This is a genomic window from Vulcanisaeta sp. EB80 (genome assembly GCF_002078205.2).
This window is the reverse complement of sequence record NZ_LCWN02000027.1, coordinates 1-23,446: the sequence shown is the minus strand read 5'-3', so window position 1 is coordinate 23,446 and position 23,446 is coordinate 1. Positions and strand designations below refer to the sequence as shown.

At 46.6% G+C, this 23,446-nt stretch carries 20 protein-coding genes and 2 pseudogenes; 14 read left to right on the top strand and 8 right to left on the bottom strand.

Annotated elements, in window-relative coordinates:
- From B7L70_RS06340 to B7L70_RS06315, 7 genes and pseudogenes are all read left to right on the top strand, one after another.
- Positions 1–326, top strand: a pseudogene (locus tag B7L70_RS06340) (arsenical-resistance protein); the annotation flags it as partial.
- A 166-nt stretch (positions 327–492) separates the two neighbouring features.
- Positions 493–885: a 30S ribosomal protein S8 gene (locus B7L70_RS06335; protein WP_081227032.1), complete on the top strand. Its 393-nt coding sequence runs from the start codon at positions 493–495 to the stop codon at positions 883–885.
- A gap of 39 nt (positions 886–924) precedes the next feature.
- Complete coding sequence (locus B7L70_RS06330; protein WP_081227031.1) at positions 925–1,536, top strand: 50S ribosomal protein L32e; 612 nt, start codon at positions 925–927, stop codon at positions 1,534–1,536.
- 273 nt (positions 1,537–1,809) lie between these two features.
- Positions 1,810–1,983, top strand: a complete 174-nt coding sequence (locus B7L70_RS13360; RefSeq protein WP_162009117.1) for a hypothetical protein — start codon at positions 1,810–1,812, stop codon at positions 1,981–1,983.
- Positions 1,970–3,343 carry an LAGLIDADG family homing endonuclease gene (locus B7L70_RS06325; RefSeq protein WP_143701562.1) on the top strand — a complete coding sequence of 458 codons (1,374 nt, stop codon included), beginning with the start codon at positions 1,970–1,972 and terminating at the stop codon, positions 3,341–3,343. Before B7L70_RS13360 ends, B7L70_RS06325 begins: the two co-directional genes overlap by 14 nt.
- Positions 3,344–3,543: 200 nt before the next feature.
- Positions 3,544–3,767 (top strand): annotated as a pseudogene (locus tag B7L70_RS14285) (mechanosensitive ion channel domain-containing protein); the annotation flags it as partial.
- A gap of 77 nt (positions 3,768–3,844) precedes the next feature.
- A complete protein-coding gene (locus tag B7L70_RS06315; RefSeq protein WP_081227029.1) occupies positions 3,845–5,062 on the top strand; it encodes a redox-regulated ATPase YchF in 1,218 nt (405 codons plus the stop codon).
- Between the two features lie 5 nt (positions 5,063–5,067).
- Here B7L70_RS06315 and B7L70_RS06310 read toward each other — a convergent pair whose 3' ends face one another.
- On the bottom strand, positions 5,068–6,993 hold the full coding sequence (locus tag B7L70_RS06310; protein WP_081227028.1) for an arginine--tRNA ligase: 1,926 nt from the start codon (positions 6,991–6,993) through the stop codon (positions 5,068–5,070).
- 788 nt (positions 6,994–7,781) lie between these two features.
- Between B7L70_RS06310 and B7L70_RS06305 the strand changes: the two genes are divergently transcribed.
- The 7 genes from B7L70_RS06305 (at position 7,782) to B7L70_RS06275 (ending at position 18,340) form a co-directional block, all read left to right on the top strand.
- Positions 7,782–8,051, top strand: coding sequence for a DNA-directed RNA polymerase subunit H (locus B7L70_RS06305; protein WP_081227027.1), 270 nt, complete (start codon positions 7,782–7,784; stop codon positions 8,049–8,051).
- A gap of 119 nt (positions 8,052–8,170) precedes the next feature.
- Positions 8,171–11,596, top strand: a complete 3,426-nt coding sequence (locus B7L70_RS06300) for a DNA-directed RNA polymerase subunit B (RefSeq protein WP_081227026.1) — start codon at positions 8,171–8,173, stop codon at positions 11,594–11,596.
- A gap of 37 nt (positions 11,597–11,633) precedes the next feature.
- On the top strand, positions 11,634–14,306 hold the full coding sequence (gene rpoA1 / locus B7L70_RS06295; protein ID WP_081227025.1) for a DNA-directed RNA polymerase subunit A': 2,673 nt from the start codon (positions 11,634–11,636) through the stop codon (positions 14,304–14,306).
- Positions 14,306–15,478, top strand: coding sequence for a DNA-directed RNA polymerase subunit A'' (gene rpoA2, locus B7L70_RS06290; protein WP_081227038.1), 1,173 nt, complete (start codon positions 14,306–14,308; stop codon positions 15,476–15,478). The genes rpoA1 and rpoA2 overlap by 1 nt, the downstream gene beginning before the upstream one ends.
- Positions 15,479–15,540: 62 nt before the next feature.
- Positions 15,541–15,852: a 50S ribosomal protein L30e gene (locus B7L70_RS06285; RefSeq protein WP_081227024.1), complete on the top strand. Its 312-nt coding sequence runs from the start codon at positions 15,541–15,543 to the stop codon at positions 15,850–15,852.
- 5 nt (positions 15,853–15,857) lie between these two features.
- The gene (locus tag B7L70_RS06280; RefSeq protein WP_081227037.1) at positions 15,858–16,310 is read left to right on the top strand and encodes a NusA-like transcription termination signal-binding factor; all 453 of its coding nucleotides are present in this window, start codon (positions 15,858–15,860) and stop codon (positions 16,308–16,310) included.
- A gap of 44 nt (positions 16,311–16,354) precedes the next feature.
- Entirely contained in the window at positions 16,355–18,340 is a 1,986-nt protein-coding gene (locus tag B7L70_RS06275) for a hypothetical protein (protein ID WP_081227023.1), read from the top strand.
- Positions 18,341–18,412: 72 nt separating this feature from the next.
- On the opposite strand, the gene B7L70_RS06270 is transcribed toward B7L70_RS06275, so the two are convergent.
- The 7 genes from B7L70_RS06270 to B7L70_RS06240 form a co-directional block, all read right to left on the bottom strand.
- Positions 18,413–18,940 carry a hypothetical protein gene (locus tag B7L70_RS06270; RefSeq protein WP_081227022.1) on the bottom strand — a complete coding sequence of 176 codons (528 nt, stop codon included), beginning with the start codon at positions 18,938–18,940 and terminating at the stop codon, positions 18,413–18,415.
- A gap of 224 nt (positions 18,941–19,164) precedes the next feature.
- Complete coding sequence (locus tag B7L70_RS06265; RefSeq protein WP_081227036.1) at positions 19,165–19,725, bottom strand: ADP-ribose-binding protein; 561 nt, start codon at positions 19,723–19,725, stop codon at positions 19,165–19,167.
- A gap of 48 nt (positions 19,726–19,773) precedes the next feature.
- Positions 19,774–21,024 (bottom strand): MFS transporter, encoded by a 1,251-nt coding sequence (locus B7L70_RS06260; RefSeq protein WP_081227035.1) that lies wholly within the window; start codon positions 21,022–21,024, stop codon positions 19,774–19,776.
- Positions 21,025–21,298: 274 nt separating this feature from the next.
- Positions 21,299–21,643, bottom strand: a complete 345-nt coding sequence (locus tag B7L70_RS06255) for a nucleotidyltransferase domain-containing protein (RefSeq protein WP_081227021.1) — start codon at positions 21,641–21,643, stop codon at positions 21,299–21,301.
- Entirely contained in the window at positions 21,624–21,992 is a 369-nt protein-coding gene (locus B7L70_RS06250; RefSeq protein WP_081227020.1) for a HEPN domain-containing protein, read from the bottom strand. Before B7L70_RS06250 ends, B7L70_RS06255 begins: the two co-directional genes overlap by 20 nt.
- A 270-nt stretch (positions 21,993–22,262) precedes the next feature.
- Positions 22,263–22,493, bottom strand: a complete 231-nt coding sequence (locus tag B7L70_RS06245; protein ID WP_101940249.1) for a CDGSH iron-sulfur domain-containing protein — start codon at positions 22,491–22,493, stop codon at positions 22,263–22,265.
- A 133-nt stretch (positions 22,494–22,626) separates the two neighbouring features.
- The coding region (locus B7L70_RS06240; RefSeq protein WP_162009116.1) for a carbohydrate kinase family protein at positions 22,627–23,446 on the bottom strand (820 nt) is incomplete at its 5' end.

Sequence of the window (23,446 nt, the reverse complement as noted above, 5' to 3'; positions counted from 1 at the left end):
AGGGATATGGAATCATGGAATATCCAAACCTAATATGGATGATGGCTATTGTAATGCTCACCTTCTACTTCGTACTGTTTCACATAGGCTACTACACATCAAGGAAACTGGGATATAATTACGCGGATTCAACTGCAATAGGGTTTTCAGTGGCTGCCAGGGATTTCGAGGTAGCGATAGCCATTGCGGTAACGGCATTCGCAAAGTACGCGTTTGTACCCATTATTACAGCAATAGGCCCGTTACTAGAGATACCTTTAATGCTCCTCCTAGTCTGGGTTCAATTAACCAGGTATAGGAAGGAAGCGCTCGTGCTGGGAGTTTAGGTATTAAATATGGACAATTGATAACACACGGATTTGTTAGGAATTTAAAACTCGCCCCTTCCCTTACCTTGGGTGATGTTAGGGAGTACGGCTGAGTTTGTGATGATGTGGTCCTTCGCTGATTTTCAGTAAAGTTTTTATTCTATGCCTTTATTGCGTGGGTTGTATGGTGCTGCTTGACGTGTTGTCTAATGCGTTGGTTATGATTAAGAATGCGGAGGCTAGGGGCCATAGGGAGGTGATTATTTGGCCGTCTTCCAAGCTTGTTGGTAATGTTCTCAGGGTTATGCAGAGATACGGCTATGTGGGTGAGATTGAGTTTATTGAGGATGGTAGGGGTGGTAAGTTCAAGGTCCAGCTCCTCGGTAAGATAAATGATGTTGGTGCGATAAAGCCCAGGTTTAATGCTAAGGCTTCCGAGTTGCGTACATGGGAGGAGAAGTACTTACCGGCTAGGAATGTTGGTATCCTAATACTAAGCACGTCTAAGGGTGTCTTGTCCCACCTAGAGGCTAGGCAGCTCAATGTTGGTGGTGTTCTCATAGCGTACGTTTACTAATAGTAAATTTAAAAAGGTGTTAGTTGGGGTGGTTCTGCGATGTCCACGGAGACCAAGCCTGAGCAACCCACAGAGCAGGGAGGTCAGGGGCAGCAGGTTGCGCAGGAGTCGCAACAACCCGCTGGGCAGCAGGGTGCCGAGCAGGTTCAGCAGCAACAGCAGGCTGTTCAGGAGGTTAGACCAGCCGAGGCTAAACCTGTTGAGGCTAAGCTACCTAGGCCAAGGGTTTCGCTTAGTGGTAAGTTGAGGCGTTTGATGAGGATTAGGGTCTTGATGGAGAGGAGGGAGCCTAGGTGGATGAGGATGGATGAGTGGAGGTTCCTTAGGATTGCCCACAGGGAGAGTTGGCGTAGGCCTAAGGGCAATGATAATAAGATAAGGCTCGAGATTAAGGGTTACCCTAAGAGGGTTAAGGTTGGTTATGGAAAGCCCAGGCTGGTCAGGAACCTACACCCGACTGGGTTTAAGCTAGTGACTGTGCATAGGCCGGAGGATGTGGATAAGGTTGATCCAACGAAGGAGGCGATCGTAATAGGCAGGACCGTGGGTCTTAGGAAGAGGGTTGAGATTGTTAGGAAGGCTATTGAGAGGGGTGTCAGGGTCATTAACGTAACCAAGGACGTCATCGACGAATTGAGCAGGTCCCAGTAATTCACCGCCTTAACTTCTCACCAAACCAATCCACAACACTCCCCAACCTAACAACCCTATGGCTCGGCTGATTAACTATTTCGAAGCTTCTTCATTCTCATGCTAACATTACCTTCGGTAGTTTCTCTATTGTTTTCCTTGGTGTGTTGTTGGATCAAGTGCTTGTTGTGGTTGTAGTTGCTCTTCATGAGTATGGCGTGCATTGTTGGTGTTACTGTTTTGTGCCCATGTTCGTAGTGCCTTATAAATCTAGTTGTTAAAGTGATTGTTGGTGTGGGTTGGGGAAACCATGTAATAGCATGGTTGATGGCGTATCGAGGAGCCAATTGCCAACTATGGAGCTTCGTTTACAGTAAGTGCATGGAGGCAGAATTATGCAGTGAAGTAGCAAAAATGCTAATGAATGAACTTAGCAAACATAGGTGCCTCAATTATGCACCCAAGTGAGTGCATTGTTGCCTTGGCTGAGGGTGGGTTTAAAACCAACAACGGGCCGCCGAGAGTCGGCAAAGGCCCGATGACTAGCAAGGAGGACAAAAAGTCAAGCAACGAAGCCTCCCTGCCCAAACCCACCCAGGCAGGGAGGATAGAGCTCTGCCAAGAAGCAATCAAGGAGGCAATGAGGTGCCTAGGCAATGGTGACAAGGATTGCGTCACGAGACTCATCGAGGAGTTGGTAAAGGCAAACTGCTACAACGGTAATGCAGTTGGTAAGAAGGTTGCGGGTAAGGTTAAGGATGTGGTTCACGAGCTATGGCTTGCCAGCAGTGGCGATAATGAGTTTAAGTGCGAGTTACTAACGATACTTAGGGACCTCGGCATATCGAGGACTTGGGTTGGGGATGCGTTAGGCATGGGCAAAAATTTGAATAGGTGGATTGCCAAGTGCGGTATCAGGTGGGAGGGCAAGGTAACGAGAAACAATGTCGTTAAGGCTATCGAGAGCTTGCTGAGGAGGTTGGGTTGGGATGAGATTAGGATGTGTGAGACATTGCTAAAGTACATCGGTGTTGATGCTGAGGTGCTCAGGAGGTATGGGATAGAGCCTTGTGATTGGGTTCATGTGGAATTTGACGAAGTCTACTTCATGGGTATAGCGTTAAGCGACCTGCATGTTGATTTTGTCGAATTCGACAAGTATAAATACATAAAGGCGTCATTAGACACCACCAACACAATTAGCGCAGTGCTTTTCCTGCTGCTTCTACAACCCATACAAAGACCGAGCATAAGTATAAAGTGGCACGACGGAGAAACAGGTCTCATACAGGTGGGATACTTCATCACCGTCAGGGCGGATAAGTGGGGGTGGGTGAATCGTGAGGAGTTGATTAAACGTATAAGGGCATTGAGACCGGAGGATGTGCCGAGGCTGATCGCCGGAGCAGTGGATGGGGACGGTTCAATCAGATACGAGTTTAACGCATCCAGGCCACTCATAGAAATCTCGGCATGCAAAGCATGTGAGAAGAGGGTTTTTCTTGATGCCTTACAGGAGGCATTGGGAAAACTAGGGATAAAGAGCCATATGTATGAGGACGAGGTAAGCAATGGTGCTAGGTTAAAGGTTTACGGAGAAGATGCAACCAAGTTGCTTAGGCTTATTATGCCGTATTTGCGCCACCCGCTTAAACGCCTAAGGGCTAAGTTGATTTTAATGCTTTACGACGGCAAGATAGATTACGATACTTTTGATGAACTTTATAATCAAACGAAATACGGAGACAGCAACAATGACCCAAAAAGGTTCCATGGACTCGAGGCGCTTGCCCAAGCGGCCCCACAAACCCACACCCACGGGGAATAAAACCCAAAATATGAATATAAAACAATGTCGTGGAGCCCTGGCGGAGATTTGAACCCGAGTCTCTTGTGGAGATAAGCCGCTAGCTGTGTTGGCTAGGTCTTTGGCTTGACCTTGGTAATGCTTATTCTATATCTAAGGTCACCGGATTCCCTAACTAGCATTAATTATATTCAGAGTCAGCTTTAAGGTCTAGGAAACCGGCGGTTGCTGGGTTATTCCTACTGTTGGCGAGGCCGTTTAGGGTACATGATCACGTGAACTTGCTCGGTGAGGACGGCGTTATGAACGATGTGGTGACATTATTTTATTTACTGAGGTTATTAAAGGTGATGGTAGTAAGGTTTTGATACCAAACAATTCAATAATTGGTAATAAGATCTACATATTGCCTAAGCAGCAACCACAGCAGCAACAACAAAAATGACGTAAAATGTAGTACAATAATTCTCCCTTAAAATTAGGTAAAAACTATGTTTTTAAGGTCTTAAGCGCTCCAATCTTGTGTCGTTACAGAGTCATGTACAGATAGGTATTGTTGGGAAGCCTAATGTGGGTAAGTCCACATTCTTTGCTGCGGCAACAATGATCGATGTTAAGATAGCCCCTTACCCCTTCACAACCATAGAGCCTAATGTCGGTATTGGTTATGTCAGGATTCCCTGCGTATGTAGGGATCTCGGTGTTAGGGATAATCCCAGGAACTCCATCTGTATAGAGGGTAATAGGTTCATACCTGTGGAGTTGATTGATGTGGCTGGTTTAGTACCTGGTGCGTGGCAGGGTAGGGGTTTGGGCAACCAATTCCTTGACCACCTAAGGAGGGCTCCCGTGCTTATCCACGTTGTTGATATGGCCGGTGCGACGGATGAGGAGGGTAGGTTAATCAAGCCTGGTTCCCACGATCCATTAACCGATATAGAGTTTCTTACTAATGAGGTTGTCATGTGGATGGTTCAGATGTTGACTAAGGATTGGGATAAGCTCGTTAGGCTTGTTGACTACGCAAAGAAGCCTCTCCTCGACACACTGTACGATAGGTTTAGTGGACTCGGTATAACGCAGGCGCAGATAAACGATGCACTGGTCAAGCTAGACCTCGACAAGAAGCCCCTCGGTAAGTGGGGCAGTGATGACATCAAGGGATTCGTATCAATGCTTAGGGAGTTAAGTAAGCCCATGGTGATTGCTGCTAATAAGATGGATATACCTGAGGCTGAGGATAATTATAAGAGGGTTGTTAAGGAGGTCGGTAATAGGTACAAAATAATCCCAACGAGTGCTGATTACGAACTAGCCCTAAGGAGGGCGTCAAAGGCCAACCTGGTTAAGTACATACCTGGAGATGACGATTTCGAAATAATCTCTAGCAACTTATCGAAGGCTCAGAAGGACGCACTCGAGAAGATTAAGGATTTCATGCATAGGTGGGGTGGTACTGGTATCATGAAGGCATTAAATACGGCGGTATTCGACGTGTTAGGCATGATCGCCGTCTACCCAGTGGCTGATGAGAGGAGGTTTACTGATACGGAAGGCAACGTGTTACCCGACGTATTACTGCTCCCGAAGGACGCAACCGTGCTCGACCTAGCTAGAGCAATACATAGCGAGATTGCTGAGAAGGCTGTTACGGGTGTTGATGCCATTAGTGGTAGGAGGCTTGGTGTTAATTCTAGGCTTTGGCATAGGGCTGTTGTTAGGATATACGTGTCCAGGTAATGGTTTCACATGCGGCTGAGCCTTGGTATGCCGAGGATATCCATGGCATTGCCAAGCACAGTCTTGACGGCACTAACAATGTTCAACCTAAACTCCCTAATACCAGGTTCTGAATTAAGTACGGGGTACTTCTCATAATAACTATTGAATAGTAGCGACAATTTATTGATATAGTCAATTATGTACTCAAGCCTCAGGTCCTGGGCTGACCTGGCGATTACCTCAGGGTACTCACCAAGCATCAGTATTAGCTCCTTCTCCTCATTCGCTATGTTACTCGGTATCTGATTTAGTGCTGGAACACTTCCCGCCTTTTCAAGTATGCTGTTAGCCCTCACGTATGTGTACTGTATGAAGGGACCACTATTCTGCTTTAGGTTCAGGACCTTATCCCACGAGAAGGTTAGGGGCTTGTTCGGGTTTACTGAGAGGAATGAATACCTAATAGCACCGACAGCCACAGCCTCAGCCACCCTATCAGCCTCGTCTTGCCCAAACCTACCCTTAACAATATCCATAACCCTGGACTTAGCCTCATTTAGTAATTCATCGAGAGTTACGTAGACCCCCTTCCTACCGCTCATCTTCATACCAGCCAGATTAACCATCTCGTATGAGCAATGGATGATTTTCCTAGCCAACTCCTGATACCCCATAGCATATAGCGCCAACCTAAGCTGGGCCTGTGGATGCGCTTGCTCCGAACCTATCACCCTTATTAGGGCATCGAACTTATAGTTGTCCCAGTACCACAGTGCGTAGGCTATGTCCCTGGTTAGGTAGAGGCTTGTACCATCGCTCCTAATTAATGTGGCCTTTGGTATGTACCTAGGTAGCTTAAGCTCATCCCAAAGTCTTAGGTCTTGGGCATACTTATCGGCTCTAAAGACCAGGGCTCCGTTGTCCCTCTCGATATATTGAGGAGCCTTCCTCAATAGTTCATTTATTACCCTGGATACACCACCATTATCGACAGCCACCTCGCTCTCAAAATCCCAGGAGTCAAATGATATGCCTAGCCTATCCAGGGTTTCCCTAAATCCCCTAAGTACGAGGTCCACAGCCTCCCTAATGACCTTTCTAACGTACTCATCGCCCTCCTCGTAAGCCCTTGACCACTGCTTAACCATTGACGGCAGGTCCTCAAACTTACCCAAGCCCTTAACGAGATTTTCCGTAAGCTCCTTATCCCTCTCCAGGAAGTTATTAATGACCGAGACCCACTCATCCCTCTCCCCTATCAATTTATTCGCCTCATCATACCTACCCTCACCACTCAATTGCTCAATTTGCTTACTCAATCTCTTAATCTCACTCACGGCATAGGTTATTGAGTATATAATACCGATTACATCATCGGGCTTCGCCCCTCTCTTAACCCTACTAAGTACCAGGTCCCTGATCACGTGGTAGCCAATACCGACGTACGGCATTTGATCACCGCAATCATTAACGTAGAAGTGAACCCTAACTGAGGAACCACAAAAACGTAACAACCTAGCCAACGAGTCACCAAGCACGGCATTCCTACCATGACCAATGTGCATAGGCTTAGCTGGGTTCGCACTCGTGTGCTCTATGATGTAGTTAGCCCTGACGCACCTATCACTTATGCCATACCTATCGCCAAGCCCATTCACAGCCCTCAACACAATACCTGCATACTCATTGATATTAATATCAATATTTAAGTAACCATTGACAAGAACAACACCACCTATCAACCTGGGCCTGGGCACCCTGTTGATTATATCCCCAAGGTTGGCATACTCCCTAACCAGACTATGTACGGGTATTGCCAGGTAGCCGTAGTGGGAAGGCGCCCTAATAACATTATTTATATAATTAGTGATGTCCCTACCCAACTCCCCACTAAGGAGCTCGAGGAACCTACGAACATCTCCAATCAACTCACCATACGGATTACTCATTACTAAACACAGAGGTAACCCCAAATTAAAATGCTTTTATTATTCCTATTCCCAACCATCAAATAATAACGCGTTGCGTAAAACCACTTGTCGGTTCGTACTCGCCCTGGGAGTTCCCTCTATTGGCCTCGTTACTTACTGGGTTTATCTTAGTCGGTATTGATACGTATCCCAAGCAGCTAGTTAGTATAAAGTTAGCATTGTCGATTTATGTTGGTGCTGTTGTTAGTTCGTTCCTCCTGACTTTATTGCTCGGTATTATTTATAGACCCATCATTAGATGGTTGAGTGGGAGCCTTAGTAATGACGCCATCTTTAACCTTTCTATGATGAATGCGTCAATATTTACAATAGGTTCTATCATAAGCCTTATATTTTGTTCTTACAGTTAAAGTCATTATCTATTGTTTCCTCCAAATATTATGGCTATGATTCTCTCTTTCTTTTTCTCATTATTGGTTGCTTGGTTTGTGTTGTGTAATATTGAACGTGCGTTACTTATTGCTGTGGTGCTTACATTAATATTCGTGGCCCTAAACTACCTTTATTACGTGGCAGTCTATGTAGTAATGCACCTTTATGGGGTGGTACATATTGGTGCTGCGCAATAGGGGATATTATCATTACGTTAAATAATGCGGCTATTATGTGGATTGGCATTATAACTGGGATCCTAGTTGGCAATGCGATATCTCGTACATATCTATGTTAATTGTTGTGTTATGGGTGAGTGCCTGCGCTGAGTTTGTTAAAGGTTTATATAGGTGGGCGTTAGCCCATATTTTTTCGTGAGTTCGCGGAGGAGGGGTAAGGGTGAGGAGCGCTTTAGGAGGATTCTTGAACATGAGTACATGCCTAAGGTGGAGATCGTGCCTAAGGAGGAGGTTAGGGAGATTCTTAAGCAATTGAATGCTAAGGTTTTTCAACTACCCTGGATAAGGGCTAGTGACCCACTGGCTAGGGCAATAGGGGCTAGGCCGGGTAATGTCATCAGGATAATTAGGAAGTCTGATACATCCGGTGAGTTTGTCACCTACAGGTTTGTCGTGCCTGGTTGAGTGAACAAAATAATTTAAATAGGTTCTTCCCTAGGTTATGGCGAAGCATGAATACTAAATTTATGAAAAAATATTCTGGAAAGGATTTAAATAGTGATTTGAACATGGGGTGGTAAACGATGTCCATGGAGCATCCTAACGCTGAACATGATAAGGCATTGGACTCCGTGCAAATACCAATACTCAGGTCCAAGAGGGCGCGGGGCGAATTTCCCACGTCCGACGATAGGTGGGCCCTAGTTGAGGCGTTCATTAGGGAGGGTGGTCTCGTGAAGCACCAACTCGACTCATTCAATGACTTTGTGGAGAAGAGGTTGCAGGAAATAATTAATGAAAATAGTGTAATTGAGACCGAAAATAAGGGACTCTACATAAGGCTTGATAAGATAGAGGTTGGTAAGCCAAGGGTTAGGGAGGCTGACGCCAGCGAGCACCTGCTTTACCCGATGGAGGCTAGGTTGAGGAACCTAACATACGCAGCACCGCTTTATCTAACGATGGCCCTATACGTCAATGATGAGGAGGTTGATAGGCAGAGGGTCTATATTGGGGATTTACCAATAATGGTTCGTTCAAGGTACTGCAACCTATACGGGCTTAAGCGGCAGGAATTAATCAGTAAGCTTGAGGATCCCGAGGACCCAGGCGGTTACTTCATAATAAATGGTAGTGAAAGGGTTATCGTATCGCAGGAGGATTTGGCGCCCAATAAGCCATTCTATGATAAGGGCGATAAGGCAAGCATAACGCATACTGCCAAGGTTATCTCAATCGGCGCTGGTTTTAAGACTACGGTGACCGTAGAAAGGCATAAGGATGGCATAATATACGTCATATTCCCAGTCGTAGCCACCAGGATACCATTCCCAATAATAATGAGGGCGCTCGGCCTAGAGACTGACGAGGACATAGTCCTTGCTGTGAGCGATGACCCAGACATACAGAATGAGTTACTGCCATCACTACAATTCTCAATACAAATAGCGAGCACTGTTGATGATGCGCTTGATTTCATAGGTAGTAAGGTGGCCATTGGGCAACCTAGGGAGGTTAGGATTGAGAGGGCTAGGCAAACCCTTGATAAATACTTCCTACCCCACCTTGGCACCACTGAGGATGCCAGGTTGAAGAAGGCGTTGATGGTTGGGCAGATGGTGAAAGGCGTCATAGAGATGTACCTAGGTCGTAGGGAACCTGATGATAAGGATCATACTGCGAATAAGAGGGTTAGGCTCGTTGGCGATTTAATGGCTCAGTTGTTCAGGGCTGTGTTTAGGCAAGTGATTCAGGACGTGAGGCAACAGCTTGAGAAGCATTACTCAAGGGGTAAAGTGCCGAGCCTGGTCACGTTGGTTAGGGCTGACATAATAACCGAGAGGATAAGGCATGCATTAGCCACAGGCAATTGGATAGGTGGTAGGACCGGGGTTTCGCAGATGCTCGATAGGACAAACCTATTATCAACGCTAAGCCACCTAAGGAGGGTTGTTTCAAACCTAAGTAGGGCACAGCCGCACTTCGAGGCAAGGGACCTACACCCAACCCAGTGGGGTAGGTTATGCGCGATCGAGACTCCCGAGGGCCAGAATTGTGGTTTGGTTAAGAATTTAGCCCTCCTATCGACAATAACGGTGGGTGTTGATGAGAATGAGGTGGAGAAGTTGCTTTATGACTTGGGTGTTGTGCCAATACTAACCGCTAGGAAGGAGGGTATTAAGGGTACCGAGGTCTACCTAAACGGTAGATTGGTTGGAATACATACGGAGCCTGATAAGTTGGTGACAACGATAAGGGATTTGAGGAGGAGGGGGCAGATAAGTCATGAGATTAATGTTGCGAGAATACGCCGCGGGGCGCTTGATGAGGTTAGGGTGAACTGTGACGGTGGTAGGCTCAGGAGGCCTGTCCTAATAATCGAGAATGGCGAGCTTAAGCTTAAGCCTGAGCACATTAAGAAGTTGAGCAGTGGTGAGTGGTCTTGGTCGGACTTGATCAGTAATGGCATTGTGGAGTATCTAGATGGTGATGAGGAGGAGAATGCGTTGGTCGCTATAAACCCTGAGGAGGACATGAGTAAGTACACGCACATGGAGATAATACCATCAGTGATGATCGGTGCTGTGGCATCAATAATACCGTATGCAGAGCATAACCAATCACCAAGGAATATTTACGAGGCTGCAATGGCAAAGCAAAGCCTCGGGTTCCCAGCCGCTAATTATAGATTTAGGATGGATAGTAGAGGGCATCTGTTGATCTATCCTGAGAGACCATTAGTGATAACTAGGGGTATGGAACTAAACGGATATCTAAGAAGACCAGCTGGTCAAAATGCGATTGTTGCGCTATTGACGTACACAGGCTACAATATGGAGGATGCGGTCATACTGAATAAATCAGCGATAGAGAGGGGCATGTACAGAAGCGTGTTCTATAGGACCTATGAGACGGAGCAGATGAGGTATCCGGGTGGTGAGGAGGATAGGATAGAGATACCATCGGCGGAGGTTAGGGGTTACAAGGGTCCAGAGTCGTACGCCCACCTTGATGAGGATGGCATAGTATCACCGGAGGTTTTTGTGTCCGGTGGTGAGGTTCTAATTGGTAAGACCTCGCCGCCGAGGTTCTATGGTGTATACACAGAGACGGTGGTATCCAGTGCTAGGAGGGATTCATCAATAACGGTTAGGCGTGGTGAGAAGGGTATCGTTGATAACGTGGTCATAACCGAGACTAACGAGGGGTATAAGCTTGTTAAGGTTAAGGTTAGGGAGTTGAGGATACCCGAACTTGGTGATAAGTTTGCGAGTAGGCATGGGCAGAAGGGTGTGATGGGTATGATGATTCCCATGGTAGACATGCCATTCACAGAGGATGGTATTACACCCGACATAATCGTAAATCCACACGCATTACCCAGTAGAATGACGGTTGGGCAATTGCTTGAGTCAATGGCTGGTAAGGTGGCTGCCCTTAGAGGCGTTATGATCGATGCCACACCATTCGAGGGAGTTAACGAGGAGGAGCTTAGGGACTTACTAATACGGTCAGGCTTTAGGTGGGATGGTAAGGAGGTGATGTATAGCGGATTGACGGGTAGGAAGCTTGAGGCAGACGTATTCATTGGAGTTGTTTATTACCAGAAGCTTCACCACATGGTTGCTGATAAGATACACGCCAGGGCTAGGGGTCCAGTGCAGATACTGACTAGGCAACCAACCGAGGGTAGGTCTAGGGAGGGTGGTCTTAGGCTTGGTGAGATGGAGAGGGACGTCTTGATAGCCCATGGCGCGGCTGCATTACTTAGGGAGAGGCTTGTGGAGTCGAGCGATAAGTACACCATGTATGTGTGCGAGGATTGCGGTATGATAGCCTGGTATGATACGAATAAGGGTAAGCCTGTATGCCCAATACATGGTGATAAGGGTAGGATTGCCAGGGTTACAGTGCCCTACGCATTCAAGTTATTGCTTCAGGAGTTAATGAGTCTCGGCATATACCCAAGAATTGAGTTGGGTGATTTAATTGAGGAGAGGAGGGCTTGATAAGGTTTTTATGTCGGTTGGTAGGAGGTGATGGGTAATGGCCCAGACCGAGAGGGTAGCGATTCGGGAGGAGGAGATATCGCTCAAGGCTATCAAGTCCATTAGGTTTGCGTTACTCTCACCTGACGTGATAAGGTCAATGTCCGTGATGGAAATAACCACATCGGAAACCTACGACGAGGCTGGCAGACCAATGGTTGGCGGCTTAATGGATAGGAGGCTCGGCGTTGTTGAGCCAGGTTCTAGGTGTGAGACCTGCGGTAATCCACCCGATAGATGCCCTGGTCACTTTGGCAGGATTGAATTGGCGAGACCCGTCATTCATGTTGAGTACGTCAGGTACATACACGAACTACTAAGGGCTACCTGCAGGGAGTGCGGCAGGGTATTATTAACGGATGAGGAGATTGAGAAGTACCGGAAGAGACTTGAGAGGTTGAGGGTTAGGTGGAAATTACTTGCCGATAGGCTCATTGAGAGGATTAGGAAGAGGGCTATGGAGAGGACAACATGCCCGCACTGCGGTGCTAAGCAGTATAAGGTTAGGTTTGAGAGACCGTATGCCTTTTATGAAGAGAAGGAGAATGGGGTTTTGGAGAAGCTGGATCCAATAAAGATTAGGGAGAGACTCGAAAAGATACCAGATGGTGATCTTGAGCTACTAGGTTGGGATTCGAAGGTTGCAAGGCCTGAATGGGCTGTCCTCACCGTACTACCTGTACCACCACCCCAGGTTAGGCCATCAATACAGTTGGAGACTGGGCAGAGGAGTGAGGATGACTTAACGCACAAGCTTGTCGATATTGTTAGGGTTAATGAGAAGTTGAGGACGGCGATAGAGTCGGGTGCGCCGAGCAGTGTTGTTGACCAGCTATGGGACTTGCTGCAGTATCATGTTGCCACGTACTTCAATAACGAACTACCCAACCTACCACCGGTTAAGCATAGAAGCGGTAGACCACTGAAGACGTTGGCCCAAAGACTTAAGGGTAAGGAGGGTAGGTTTAGGGGTAGTTTGTCAGGTAAGAGGGTTGACTTCTCGGCGAGAACTGTCATAAGTCCGGACCCGAACCTCAGCATAAATGAGGTTGGTGTACCCATGGATGTGGCTAGGATATTAACTGTGCCAATGCAGGTAACGGAGTGGAACATGGACTTAGCGAGGCAGCTTGTCCTTAATGGCCCTGAGGTATGGCCTGGCGCTAATTACGTTGTTTACCCAGACGGTAGGAGGGTTGATCTCAGGTACTTTAGGGATAGGCGTGAATTGGCGAACAAACTGGCGCCAGGCTTCATTGTGGAGAGGCACCTAATGAATGGCGACATAGTACTATTCAACAGGCAACCAAGCCTCCACAGGATGTCAATAATGGGGCACCTAGTTAGGGTGTTACCTGGCAGGACATTTAGGCTACATCTCGCAGTCTGTCCGCCCTACAATGCCGATTTCGATGGCGATGAGATGAACCTACATGTTCCACAGAATGAGGAGGCGAGGGCTGAGACTAGGACATTAATGATTGTCCAAAACCACATAATAACACCGAGATATGGTGGGCCAATCATAGGCGCCAGGCAGGATTACATAACAGGTGGTTACCTACTCACTAGGAAGGACACCTTCGTAAATAAGGAATTACTCATGTACCTACTGGCTGCGGCTAATTATGATGGGGAGATTGAGGAGCCGGCCATAATGCATCCAAGGGAGCTCTGGACGGGCAAGCAGGTAATATCAATGCTCCTACCCAAGGACCTCAACTGGGTGCAACCGACAGCAATAAAGGAGAGTTGTAAGGATCCATACAACTGCTACACCGATGAGTATATAATAATCGTTAATGGCTACATGGCAACCGGAGTTTTGGATAAGAAGTCAATAGGTGCTGAGCAGGTTGATTCTCTATGGCACGTTATTGTCAAGAGGTATGGTAACGACTACGCGAGGAAGTGGGTTGACTCGATACTAAGGGCATTACTCAGATTCCTAGATCTAAGGGGATTCACCATGGGTATTGATTCGCTGGAGATGCCTCTGGATAGTTATAACGAGCTCACAAAGCTCTATGAAGATAGTGAGAAGAAGGTTCTCGAATACATACAGAGGTTTAGGGAGGGTAGGCTCGAGGCCGAGCCTGGCTTAACCATTGAGGAGACGCTTGAGAACGACGTAACAATAGAGTTGAGTAGGGCTAGGGAGGCAGCTGCGCGTATTGTTGAGAAGTATATAAATAAGGACGGCGATGCGTACATAATGGCTAAGACAGGCGCCAGGGGTAGTATTGTCAATATAACCCAGATGGTCGCAATGCTCGGTCAACAAACGATTAGGGGCGAGAGGTTTAAGAGAGGATTTTATGGAAGGACAACGGCGCACTTCGAACCCGGCGACCTAGGACCAATGGCTAAGGGATTCGTTAGGAATAACTTCAAGACAGGATTAACGCCACTAGAGTTCTTCTTCCATGCGGCTGGCGGTAGGGATGGCCTTGTGGATACGGCAGTGAGAACTGCCCAGAGTGGTTACATGCAGAGGAGGTTGATTAATGCGTTACAGGATATATACGTTGCCTACGATGGTACGGTGAGGAACGCGTCTGGCTCAATAATACAGACGAGGTATGCGGAGGACGGTATTGATGTAAGCAAGAGCGATCATGGCAGGCTTAATATTGATGAGATACTAAGGAGAGCTGGATTGGGTGGGTGATGGATATGTCAGGCACGAACGTTGTTACTCAGGAGGAGTTGAATAATGTCTTAGTCCAGTTGGCCGGCATATTACCTAGGAGAATAATTGATGAGTTAAGGAATAAATTAGCAAATAAGCCGTTAAATAGGGAACAATTCGTGGAATTAATCAAGATTTTAGTGAATGAATATTATAAAATGCTTGTTGATCCAGGCGAAGCCATTGGCATAGTCACTGCGCAATCTGTTGGTGAGCCAAGTACGCAAATGATACTTAGGTCATTCCACTTCGCAGGCCTTAGGGAGTTCTCGATGGCTCTTGGTTTGCCTAGAATGATAGAGCTTGTTGATGCGAGGAGGAAGCCTTCTGTTCCCATGATGACGATATACCTAGATGAGGAACATAGGAATGATCCAAACAAGGCCCAGGAGGTTGCCTACAGGATTCAACTAACAACAATAGAGAATGTGACAAGGAGCGTTGAGATTGACTACATAAATTCGCAGATAACAATAGAGATTGATGAGGATGAATTGAGACAGAGGGGGTTGAGTATGGATGATGTTAGGAAGGTTGTGGAGAGGATTAAGGGTAAGGGTGCCCAGGTGGAGTTTGAAGGTAATGTTATTAGAATCACGTTGGAAAACGCCGACATTATTAAGCTGAGGAGGGTTAGGGATAAGATAATGCAGACAAGGTTGGCTGGTATTAAGAATGTTAAGAAGACACTCGTTAGGTACAAGGATGGTGAGTGGATCATAGAGACCGAGGGCACAAACTTAGAAGCCGTACTCACATTAGACGGTGTTGATTATAGGAGGACTATATCCAACGATATTCACGAGGTTGCCGAGGTACTCGGAATCGAGGCTGCTAGGACTGTCATTATGAGGGAGTTGAAGAAGGTCCTCGACCAACAGGGTTTGGACACAGATATAAGGCACTTGATGCTTATCTCCGATGTAATGACCTGGACAGGTAGGGTTAGGCAGGTTGGTAGGCATGGTGTTGTTGGTGAGAAGGAGAGTCCATTGGCTAGGGCTGCCTTTGAGGTTACTGTTAAGAATCTTGTGGAGGCATCAATAAGGGGTGAGAACGAGCAATTTAGGGGTGTCGTCGAGAGTGTCCTTGCTGGTAAGTATATACCGATTGGTACTGGTATAGTTCAATTACTAATGGAATTCGAATAACATAATATTAAGGCGCCACGTTAGCAATAGGTTTAAATAGTGTTTCTTCAGGGCTGTCTTGAATGATTGATATCTCACGAGAACTCCAGGTCGCACTAAGCACAGGTAAGGTAATACTTGGTTATAGGGAATCGATAAAGGCTGTGATGGATGGCTCAGCAAAACTTGTAATACTAGCATCAAATGCGCCTGTGGAGGTAGCGAACAATGTGCAGTACTACGCTAAAATAACTAATATACCCATCTACGTGTTCCAAGGATCAAGCTGGGATCTGGGCGCAGCCGTTAGGAAGCCGTTCAAAATATCAACGATAGCCATAATCGATCCAGGAGAAAGCAATATATTAGCTCTTGCCAGTCAACGTGGAGGGTGATAATAATGCCCAGCATTAGGTTAACAGAGGAGGAGATTCGGTATGTGGCATTGTTTGAGAAGATAACTGGCATAACGCCTAGGGATACTGTAATTGATGATCAATACAACAGGATAATCTTCATAGTCGATAAAAACTTCGCGCCACTCGCAGTCGGTAAGAATGGAATAAACATCAGGAAATTAAAGGAATTAACGGGTAAGGATGTGGAGGTTGTTGAGTATGGCGAAACGCCCGAGGAATTGATTAAAAACAGCCTATACCCAGCCAGGGTAATATCCGTCAAGATAACAAAGCTTCCAAACAACGGTAGTGTCGCAGTAGCTACGGTTCATAGCGAGGACAAGGCAATAGCAATTGGAAAGCAGGGTAAAAACATAAACAGGGCAAAATTACTTGCAAAGCGGTACTTCGATATTGATAGAATAAGGATAGTGTCGCCGGAGCAGGGGCAATAACGTGAGGAAAAAGTAAATAAGCCCTTAAATCAACGTGAAGCACAATGCCAGGTAAAAAATCGCCGCTAGGAATGTTCGCTGCAAGAGGATTGAAGGAGAAGAGGAGGAGGTTTAGGTGGAGCGACACATACTACAAGAGAAGAGCCCTGGGCATAGCCAAGAAGTTTGACCCACTGGAGGGAGCACCAATGGCTAGAGGCATAGTACTGGAGAAGGTAGGTGTGGAGGCAAGAAAACCAAACGCAGCCGTGCGGAAATGCGTCACGCCGGACACGCGGATTAACCTAACGCCCAGGGTGGCGACTAGCATCGTAAGTCTTGATGGGCGTTGGCGTGACGTAACAATAATACATCTTAACAGAGATAATAAGGCCATTGAGGAGACGAGACTGGTTGATTTCTTCTACATAGAGCCTGAGGAGTTTAAGGAGGATGGGGTTTACGAGTTGAGGACCATCTATGGTAGGAGACTGATAGCCAGTGGGGATCACCCAATATACACTGGCAGGGGTGTGATTCCGCTTAAGGATGTTAGGCCTGGCGATTACGTTGCCGTGTACCCCAGGGAGCCTATCGACGCCGCAGCCCCTAACGATGATAGGGTCGTACTGACTGAGGAGGACATTAGGAGGGCTGCACCGCCGAATTCGAAGGTTGATGAAATATTAAGTAAGCTCAGGGGGCTTGGCCTACTTCCACTTAAGTATAATAATAGGAATATCTATAGGATTGCCAGGCTTGTCGGGCATCTGTTTGGTGATGGGTCGTTAAGCTACGTTAGAGGTGGTAATGGGTATGAGGGTAGGATAGCCTTTAGTGGGGACCTTGAGGACCTCGAGGAAATAACCCAGGATTTGGCTGAGCTTGGGTTTAGGGTCTCAAGGGTTAACGAGTATTATAGGGAGAGCACGGTTACCTGGAGCAATGGGTTGACCCAGGTGATTAGGGGTAGGTCCTACGTTGTCTTTGTGAATTCCATAGCACTATTCACATTCTTTAAGGCGTTGGGTGTACCCGTTGGTGATAAGGCTGTCCAGGGCTTTAGAGTGCCGAGGTGGATCATGGAGGCGCCGCTGGATGTTAAGGCCGAGTTCCTAGCCACATACTTCGGTAGTGAGTTGGAGAGGCCTAGGGTTAGTAGGAATGGTAGGACCTTCCAACCACCAACCCTCGTTATTCACAAGGCCGAGGACGTGGTTGAGCAGGGTGTCGAATTCCTAAGCGACATTAAGACATTACTCTCGGAGTTCGGTGTCGAGACCTCGGCAATATCTAGACGCCCCGGTGTGGTTAGGAAGGATGGTACCAGGACGGTTAGGCTTGGCATAAGCATACTTAGCAATACCGATAACTTGATGAGGTTCTTTGGTAAGATTGGTTATGCATACGATAGGGAGCGTGACTTCCTAGCCTTATTGGCTTACGAGTACCTGCGCAGGAAGGTTATTGATAGGCAGAGGTATGTTGAGGCCTATAGATTCACCAGAGAACTTGCCTCTAGTGGTTACGTTAGTGACGAAATAATTAGAATCGTTAGGAGTAGGTGGTTTGGCATTAGTAGGGCTACGGTGTATAAGTGGTTGAGGGGTATTGGGAATAGTAAGTATGTGGGTAGGACAGCTAGGTTGGCGCCATTCAATGAGTGGGTTAATGAGGCCACGCTGGGGCTTGGCAAGTCAGGGCTTGTATGGGATGTCGTTGCTGAGGTGAGGCCCGTGAACTGGAGTGATAGGTTGTGGGATGTCACGACAGAGAGTGAGCACCACAACTTCGTAGCCAATGGCTTCGTTACGGGCAATTGCGTGAGGGTCCAAATTACGAAGAATGGAAAGGTGGTTACAGCGTTCGTTCCGTGGGATGGTGGTTTGAATGTGATTAATGAGCATGATGAGGTTATTATTGAGAGGATTGGTGGGCCTGAGGGTAGGGCTTATGGCGACCTGCCCGGTGTTAGGTTTAGAGTTGTCATGGTTAATGGGGTTAGTTTAAAGGCTGTTTTGCTGGGTAAGAAGCAGAAACCCGTTAGGTAAAATAACTAGGTAAAAGCCCTGTTTTTGAAGTGAAAAAAAAAAAAAAACTACATTCATTATACTAAATACTAACTAATCTTCTTCCTCGTTACCCTGGGCATTTGTGCTGTTATTGCTTGTCTCTTCATGCTCATGCTCGCCTGCGGGTTTTATGGTTATTAGTGGCTTGTTAACAACATTGGGTGGACCGTGTGGGTTAGGCTTAACTGTGTAGTACACGGTTATTGACACGGTATAGTTACCAGGTGCCAGGTACACGATTGCCTCATCCCTGTGTAAATTAAGTGTTAGTGTTTGATTACCTATTGTGATGACTACTGTGAAGTTGCTGAAAACATCATCCATACCCTCGTGATGAAGTTGCACCTTGAAGTAGCCCGAGGAGTTAACGTATAATTGGGCGGTAGCGCTTGCGGTACCGCTTTCACCTGGCGTTAGGTTGCCTAGGTTTATGTATGCCGAGACCACGGTGTATGTTGGTGGTGGCGGTATTGCTAGGTGGTAGCTTATGTATGCCAAAACACCATTCATGTTTGCTGCCACAGCCATGCCACTAAGCCCAGCCGCGAAGGCTAGTACTACTAATAACCAGGTCTTCATATTATGAAGAGAAATTGATTGTAATTAATAAAAGTTGTGCGCGACATAGGTATTTAAAGTAAGCCGCCTCTTGGTAATGCAAGTGATGCGAAGGTTTCCGGCCTGAACATTGATGAAATCACCCCTTACTGATGATCACGTAATTTTAATACTCATTTAACTCGGTGGTTTTTAATGATGAGAGCCAGGATTGTTGAGCCGTGATATGAACACACCCTGCTGATCTAAGTCGTGAGTTTGAAGCTTGCGAGTACCTCGTTAAATACGTTATTAAACGCGTTAAACGCATCATCCGTGTATAGGCACACTATTATCCTCTTCAAACTCCTTAACCTAGGTGCCTCATTTTTGATGGCCTCAGCCATAATCCGGGCCGCTGTATCGTATGGGCAACCGAATATTCCCGTACTTATGGCTGGAAAAGCAATGCTGTTTAAGCCAAGCTCCTCAGCCTTCCTCAACGCGTTTATGACTGCTTCACCAAGCTTCTCAATAGGTTCGACGCCGCACCTAGGGCCTACCGCATGTATCACGTACTTAGCCTTAAGCCTGCCTGCGCTGGTCACCGCCACGCCGCCCACAGGTACAGGGCCGTACTTCCTAACCCACTCCCTGGATTCCTCCTGGATCACGTAACCACCCCTCCTAACAATTGCGCCGGCAACGCCGCCTCCATGCTCCAGGTACGAGTTTGCCGCATTAACTATGGCGTCTGCCTCAACCTCCGTTATATCGCCCTTCATCAGTTCCAGTTCAACACCGTTTGGGAACTTGAACCTGGCCATCACTCATTAATTAGGGTGGGTACCTTTAATGTATTAATTTACGTTTAATCAGCCAAAAAGTGGTACCCTGGTCCTCTTAGGTGGCTTGGGGACTGCTAACCACAGTGCACCTGATATGAATGCTAGAATCATCATTATTAACAATGCGTGCTCCAGGGCACCAACCTCACCATATATCGGCACGAAGTACTGGGCCAGCAGGCCCGTTATCAGTGAGCCAAGGACGTTACCGCCAGTCACGGCGCCATTCCAAACAATCGATGTAGCCCAACTAACCTGTTCCCTCGGGAATAAATCGCCGAGCACAGCCATTATTAGTGGGAAGTTGCTTAGTACAAACATTATTGCGAAAAACGCCACTACCAGATTGCCCGTGTATATGAATACTATGAAGAGTATTGCGAAGGCGAAGGTTGAGAGGGAAGCTATCAACCTCCTACCAACCCTGTCACTTAACCAGCCGAGGATTGGTTGCCCTATTATTGCTGAGGCCAATAGTATGGACAGGATTTCACCGTAACTCACGCCTAACTTTACCCCAAGCACCTTGTTAATGTATATGCCCAGGAACGTCTGTACACCCTGGCCGGCAGTGTTTCTGAGCAATGTTATTAGGAAGAGCAGGGCGATCAGCATTATTGAGGCTCTAAGGGCATTAGTACTTGATGGTGGGTCACCCTTACCACCCCTTCTTTCGTAGGTCGAGATATCGAATCTGTAGATACCGTACATGAAAACACCGACACCCACAACGCCTGTCATGAGAGCCAAAATCCATAGATTATACACAGCACTCACGGCACCTGCAAAAACAAGTATTGAACCAATTAGTGGATACAGCGTCCTACCTAGGCTCCCGAAGGCGCCATTTATGCCTAACGCCGCACCCGCACTTCCACCATATGTTGCTGAGAGTAGGGCACTACCTATTGGGTGGTAATACGCGGCACCAACACCGGCTAACACAACACCTACATACACGAGAAATAAGTCGTGCACCAGGAAGCCAATTGCGGAGAGCCCTATGGCGAATGCCCAAAGGAACATCCCGAGAGCCATGGCCCTCATATGCCCACCAAGCCACCTAATGCTCATGGGCACCAACGGGCTCGCCAACGCAGACACCGCCGCATATAATGCCGAGAGCAACCCAATAATTGCGTAGTTAACACCGACCTGATTGAGAACAGGCAGTATGATACCCGGTATCAACCACATATTACCATCATTTATGAAATGACCAATCGAGGTCAACCCAAGCACACTAGTTCTATAATTAATGGATCGTTGTTTGGTCATTATCGTTAGGGCATCCCTAACGCTTAAAAACCAATCTCGCGCAACCACTTTTGAATATGCGGGAAATCCATACACCTCCTTTAAGGGAAGTTCTGACGCCCCTACTGCCCGTCAAGTGAGAGTCGAGCCGATGGTGGGAACGATGATCCTTTTGGATGAGGGGGATCTTTGTCCCTTCCAAGATGAGAGATATCGGCTATACAAAATCGGCGCGTTTCAGTGGTTAATTGAAACTTTGCTTAGGGTTTTCCCTACTCTGAAGGGGATTAGCTCGCTAAAATTCTTCGTAAATGTCTATGAATTTCTTATACCAATTTTCATATTCACTATTTGTTACTACATGGAATTCGAATGGATCTCCTATGTTTAATTCTCTCTCGATAATAACCTCAATGTTTACCTTATCCCATATGCCTTTAGCCTTGTCAGTAATTATTAACACATCCACATCGCTGTCATCTCTATAATTACCCCTTGCAACAGAGCCGAAGAGTATTACTCTGCATTCCGGATCTACCTTCTTAACGCAGACCTCCTTAATCAACCTCACATAATGCCTAGCGTTATTGAGGAATTCTTTCCTCTCGTCCCACTTCCTCTTAAGATATTCCCAGCTCATTTAATATCGCCTCAACGACGCTTAATGCCTTTTCAACGGCCTCTTTATCATAATTGATAGGTAAATATCTTGAGGCAATATAAGCTTGTTTTAATAAATTTAAGGTAGGGATTTCTGCGTCTAAGATCTCTTTGAGTTTTTTGTTTCCCGTAAGCTCTATGATTCTCTTTAATAAGTCTACTACATCATGCGTTTTCGGGAAAGAACCCGTCAATTTAGAAATGTAGTATTTTAAACCTAGCTGTAATGCTTGCTCCAATGAGAATAATGACAGATTATATCTACCATCACGTAGTAGAAGTCTAGCGTAACTTAAGAAATCCAATGCATGATTTTTTAAGAACTCCATACTTATAAAAACCATATAGGACTTATAAATCATTTCCTACTTAAGGTATAAGTGTGTCCATAGTGCCATCATTGAGCTATAAATTATGCTACTAAGAGGAAGTTAGCTAGGCTTATCGTTAAGGAGATCCTTGAAACCAAGGGCGCCATAGTCCTAGAGGACCTATCTAAGAGGGCTCCGGAGCGCATGATCAAAAACATCAGAGACCACCAGCTTGGGTTTGAGGATTTACCTGCAGCAAAACGGTATGTAGAAATACGAGATGTTACGTTAGACTTTCCTCAACTTACTAACGTCAACGTTCAAATCTATGGTGCCTAACCTATTGCCTGTTTGATCGTAAATATACACACTCCTCTCATCCTCATCCCTAACCAACTTGTGCTTACCGCTACATATTGGGTACGTATCGCTAAGCCCGCACATGCATATCCACACAGATTCGCCGCTCGGTGTTTTATATTCATATGGCCCCTTTGCTGTGTGTAGTATTACCCTCACGGTACACGGTTATTAGTTACGTCTTTAAAAGAGTATAGCTCTAGTTTACTATTTAGTAACTTAATGAATACATGTTCATATTAATATTAATGCTAGTCGGAGGGCATTCCAGCCTTGATCAACATGAGATCTACTAGCAATCCACCATGTGCCTAAGGTCTGGTAGATCCTTGGGTGTTAGGTAGTTGAGTCTCATTGAGGCTACCCTATTACCTAGGTCGCATGCCTCCTCAGGATCTAGGCCCTTGATCGTGCCAGCTATGTAGGCGGCGTTGAATGTGTCGCCAGCCCCCACGGTGGTTATAATCCTGCTGGGTGTGTATGGTTTGCAGTGCCTGGTCTCGCCCTTATGTATTAGTATTGCCCCGTTGTCTCCTAGCTTAATTATAGCATTGATTCCAAGGCTAGCCAGGGAGTTAATGGTACTGGGTAATGAATCGCCAAAGAGCCTACCGGCCTCCTCCCTATTCATGAAGACGACATCAGCCTGCCTAACCATGGCCATTACTATGTCTAGGTTATCACGGGCTGGCCCAACGTCGAGGAATAGCTTCACTGGGTAATTCCTAATGAGACTCACTATCCTTAATAATTCCCTAGCGGCTTTACGCGAGATTGATGCATTAAACCCACTAACATAAACGGCATCTACGCCATTAAATACTTGCGCGTCTAGGTCGTCAATGCCGAGGTCCGCGTTGACCCCAACATAGCCTAGGAAGGCATGTCCTTCGCCACCAATTATATTATTGGATATGGTTGTGGGCCCGTTAATGCGTTTGAGGAGTTTTGTGTCAACACCTGCCCCCTCTAATTCCTTGATTAGTAAGTCACCGAATAAGTCATTACCAACCCTATCCACAACCGAAACCCTTAGGCCGAGCTTCCTGGCTATAATAGCGACATTGCAGGCGCCGCCTGGTGATACCGCCACCTCCCTGGCTATCGAGATG

Coding starts and splice junctions, on each gene's coding strand:
- B7L70_RS06335 (WP_081227032.1), top strand. CDS start 493: ATGGTGCTGCTTGACGTGTTGTCTAATGCGTTGGTTATGATTAAGAAT.
- B7L70_RS06330 (WP_081227031.1), top strand. CDS start 925: ATGTCCACGGAGACCAAGCCTGAGCAACCCACAGAGCAGGGAGGTCAG.
- B7L70_RS06325 (WP_143701562.1), top strand. CDS start 1,970: ATGCACCCAAGTGAGTGCATTGTTGCCTTGGCTGAGGGTGGGTTTAAA.
- B7L70_RS06310 (WP_081227028.1), bottom strand. CDS start 6,993: ATGAGTAATCCGTATGGTGAGTTGATTGGAGATGTTCGTAGGTTCCTC.
- B7L70_RS06300 (WP_081227026.1), top strand. CDS start 8,171: ATGTCCATGGAGCATCCTAACGCTGAACATGATAAGGCATTGGACTCC.
- rpoA1 (WP_081227025.1), top strand. CDS start 11,634: ATGGCCCAGACCGAGAGGGTAGCGATTCGGGAGGAGGAGATATCGCTC.
- rpoA2 (WP_081227038.1), top strand. CDS start 14,306: ATGGATATGTCAGGCACGAACGTTGTTACTCAGGAGGAGTTGAATAAT.
- B7L70_RS06285 (WP_081227024.1), top strand. CDS start 15,541: ATGATTGATATCTCACGAGAACTCCAGGTCGCACTAAGCACAGGTAAG.
- B7L70_RS06280 (WP_081227037.1), top strand. CDS start 15,858: ATGCCCAGCATTAGGTTAACAGAGGAGGAGATTCGGTATGTGGCATTG.
- B7L70_RS06275 (WP_081227023.1), top strand. CDS start 16,355: ATGCCAGGTAAAAAATCGCCGCTAGGAATGTTCGCTGCAAGAGGATTG.
- B7L70_RS06270 (WP_081227022.1), bottom strand. CDS start 18,940: ATGAAGACCTGGTTATTAGTAGTACTAGCCTTCGCGGCTGGGCTTAGT.
- B7L70_RS06265 (WP_081227036.1), bottom strand. CDS start 19,725: ATGGCCAGGTTCAAGTTCCCAAACGGTGTTGAACTGGAACTGATGAAG.
- B7L70_RS06260 (WP_081227035.1), bottom strand. CDS start 21,024: ATGACCAAACAACGATCCATTAATTATAGAACTAGTGTGCTTGGGTTG.
- B7L70_RS06255 (WP_081227021.1), bottom strand. CDS start 21,643: ATGAGCTGGGAATATCTTAAGAGGAAGTGGGACGAGAGGAAAGAATTC.
- B7L70_RS06250 (WP_081227020.1), bottom strand. CDS start 21,992: ATGGAGTTCTTAAAAAATCATGCATTGGATTTCTTAAGTTACGCTAGA.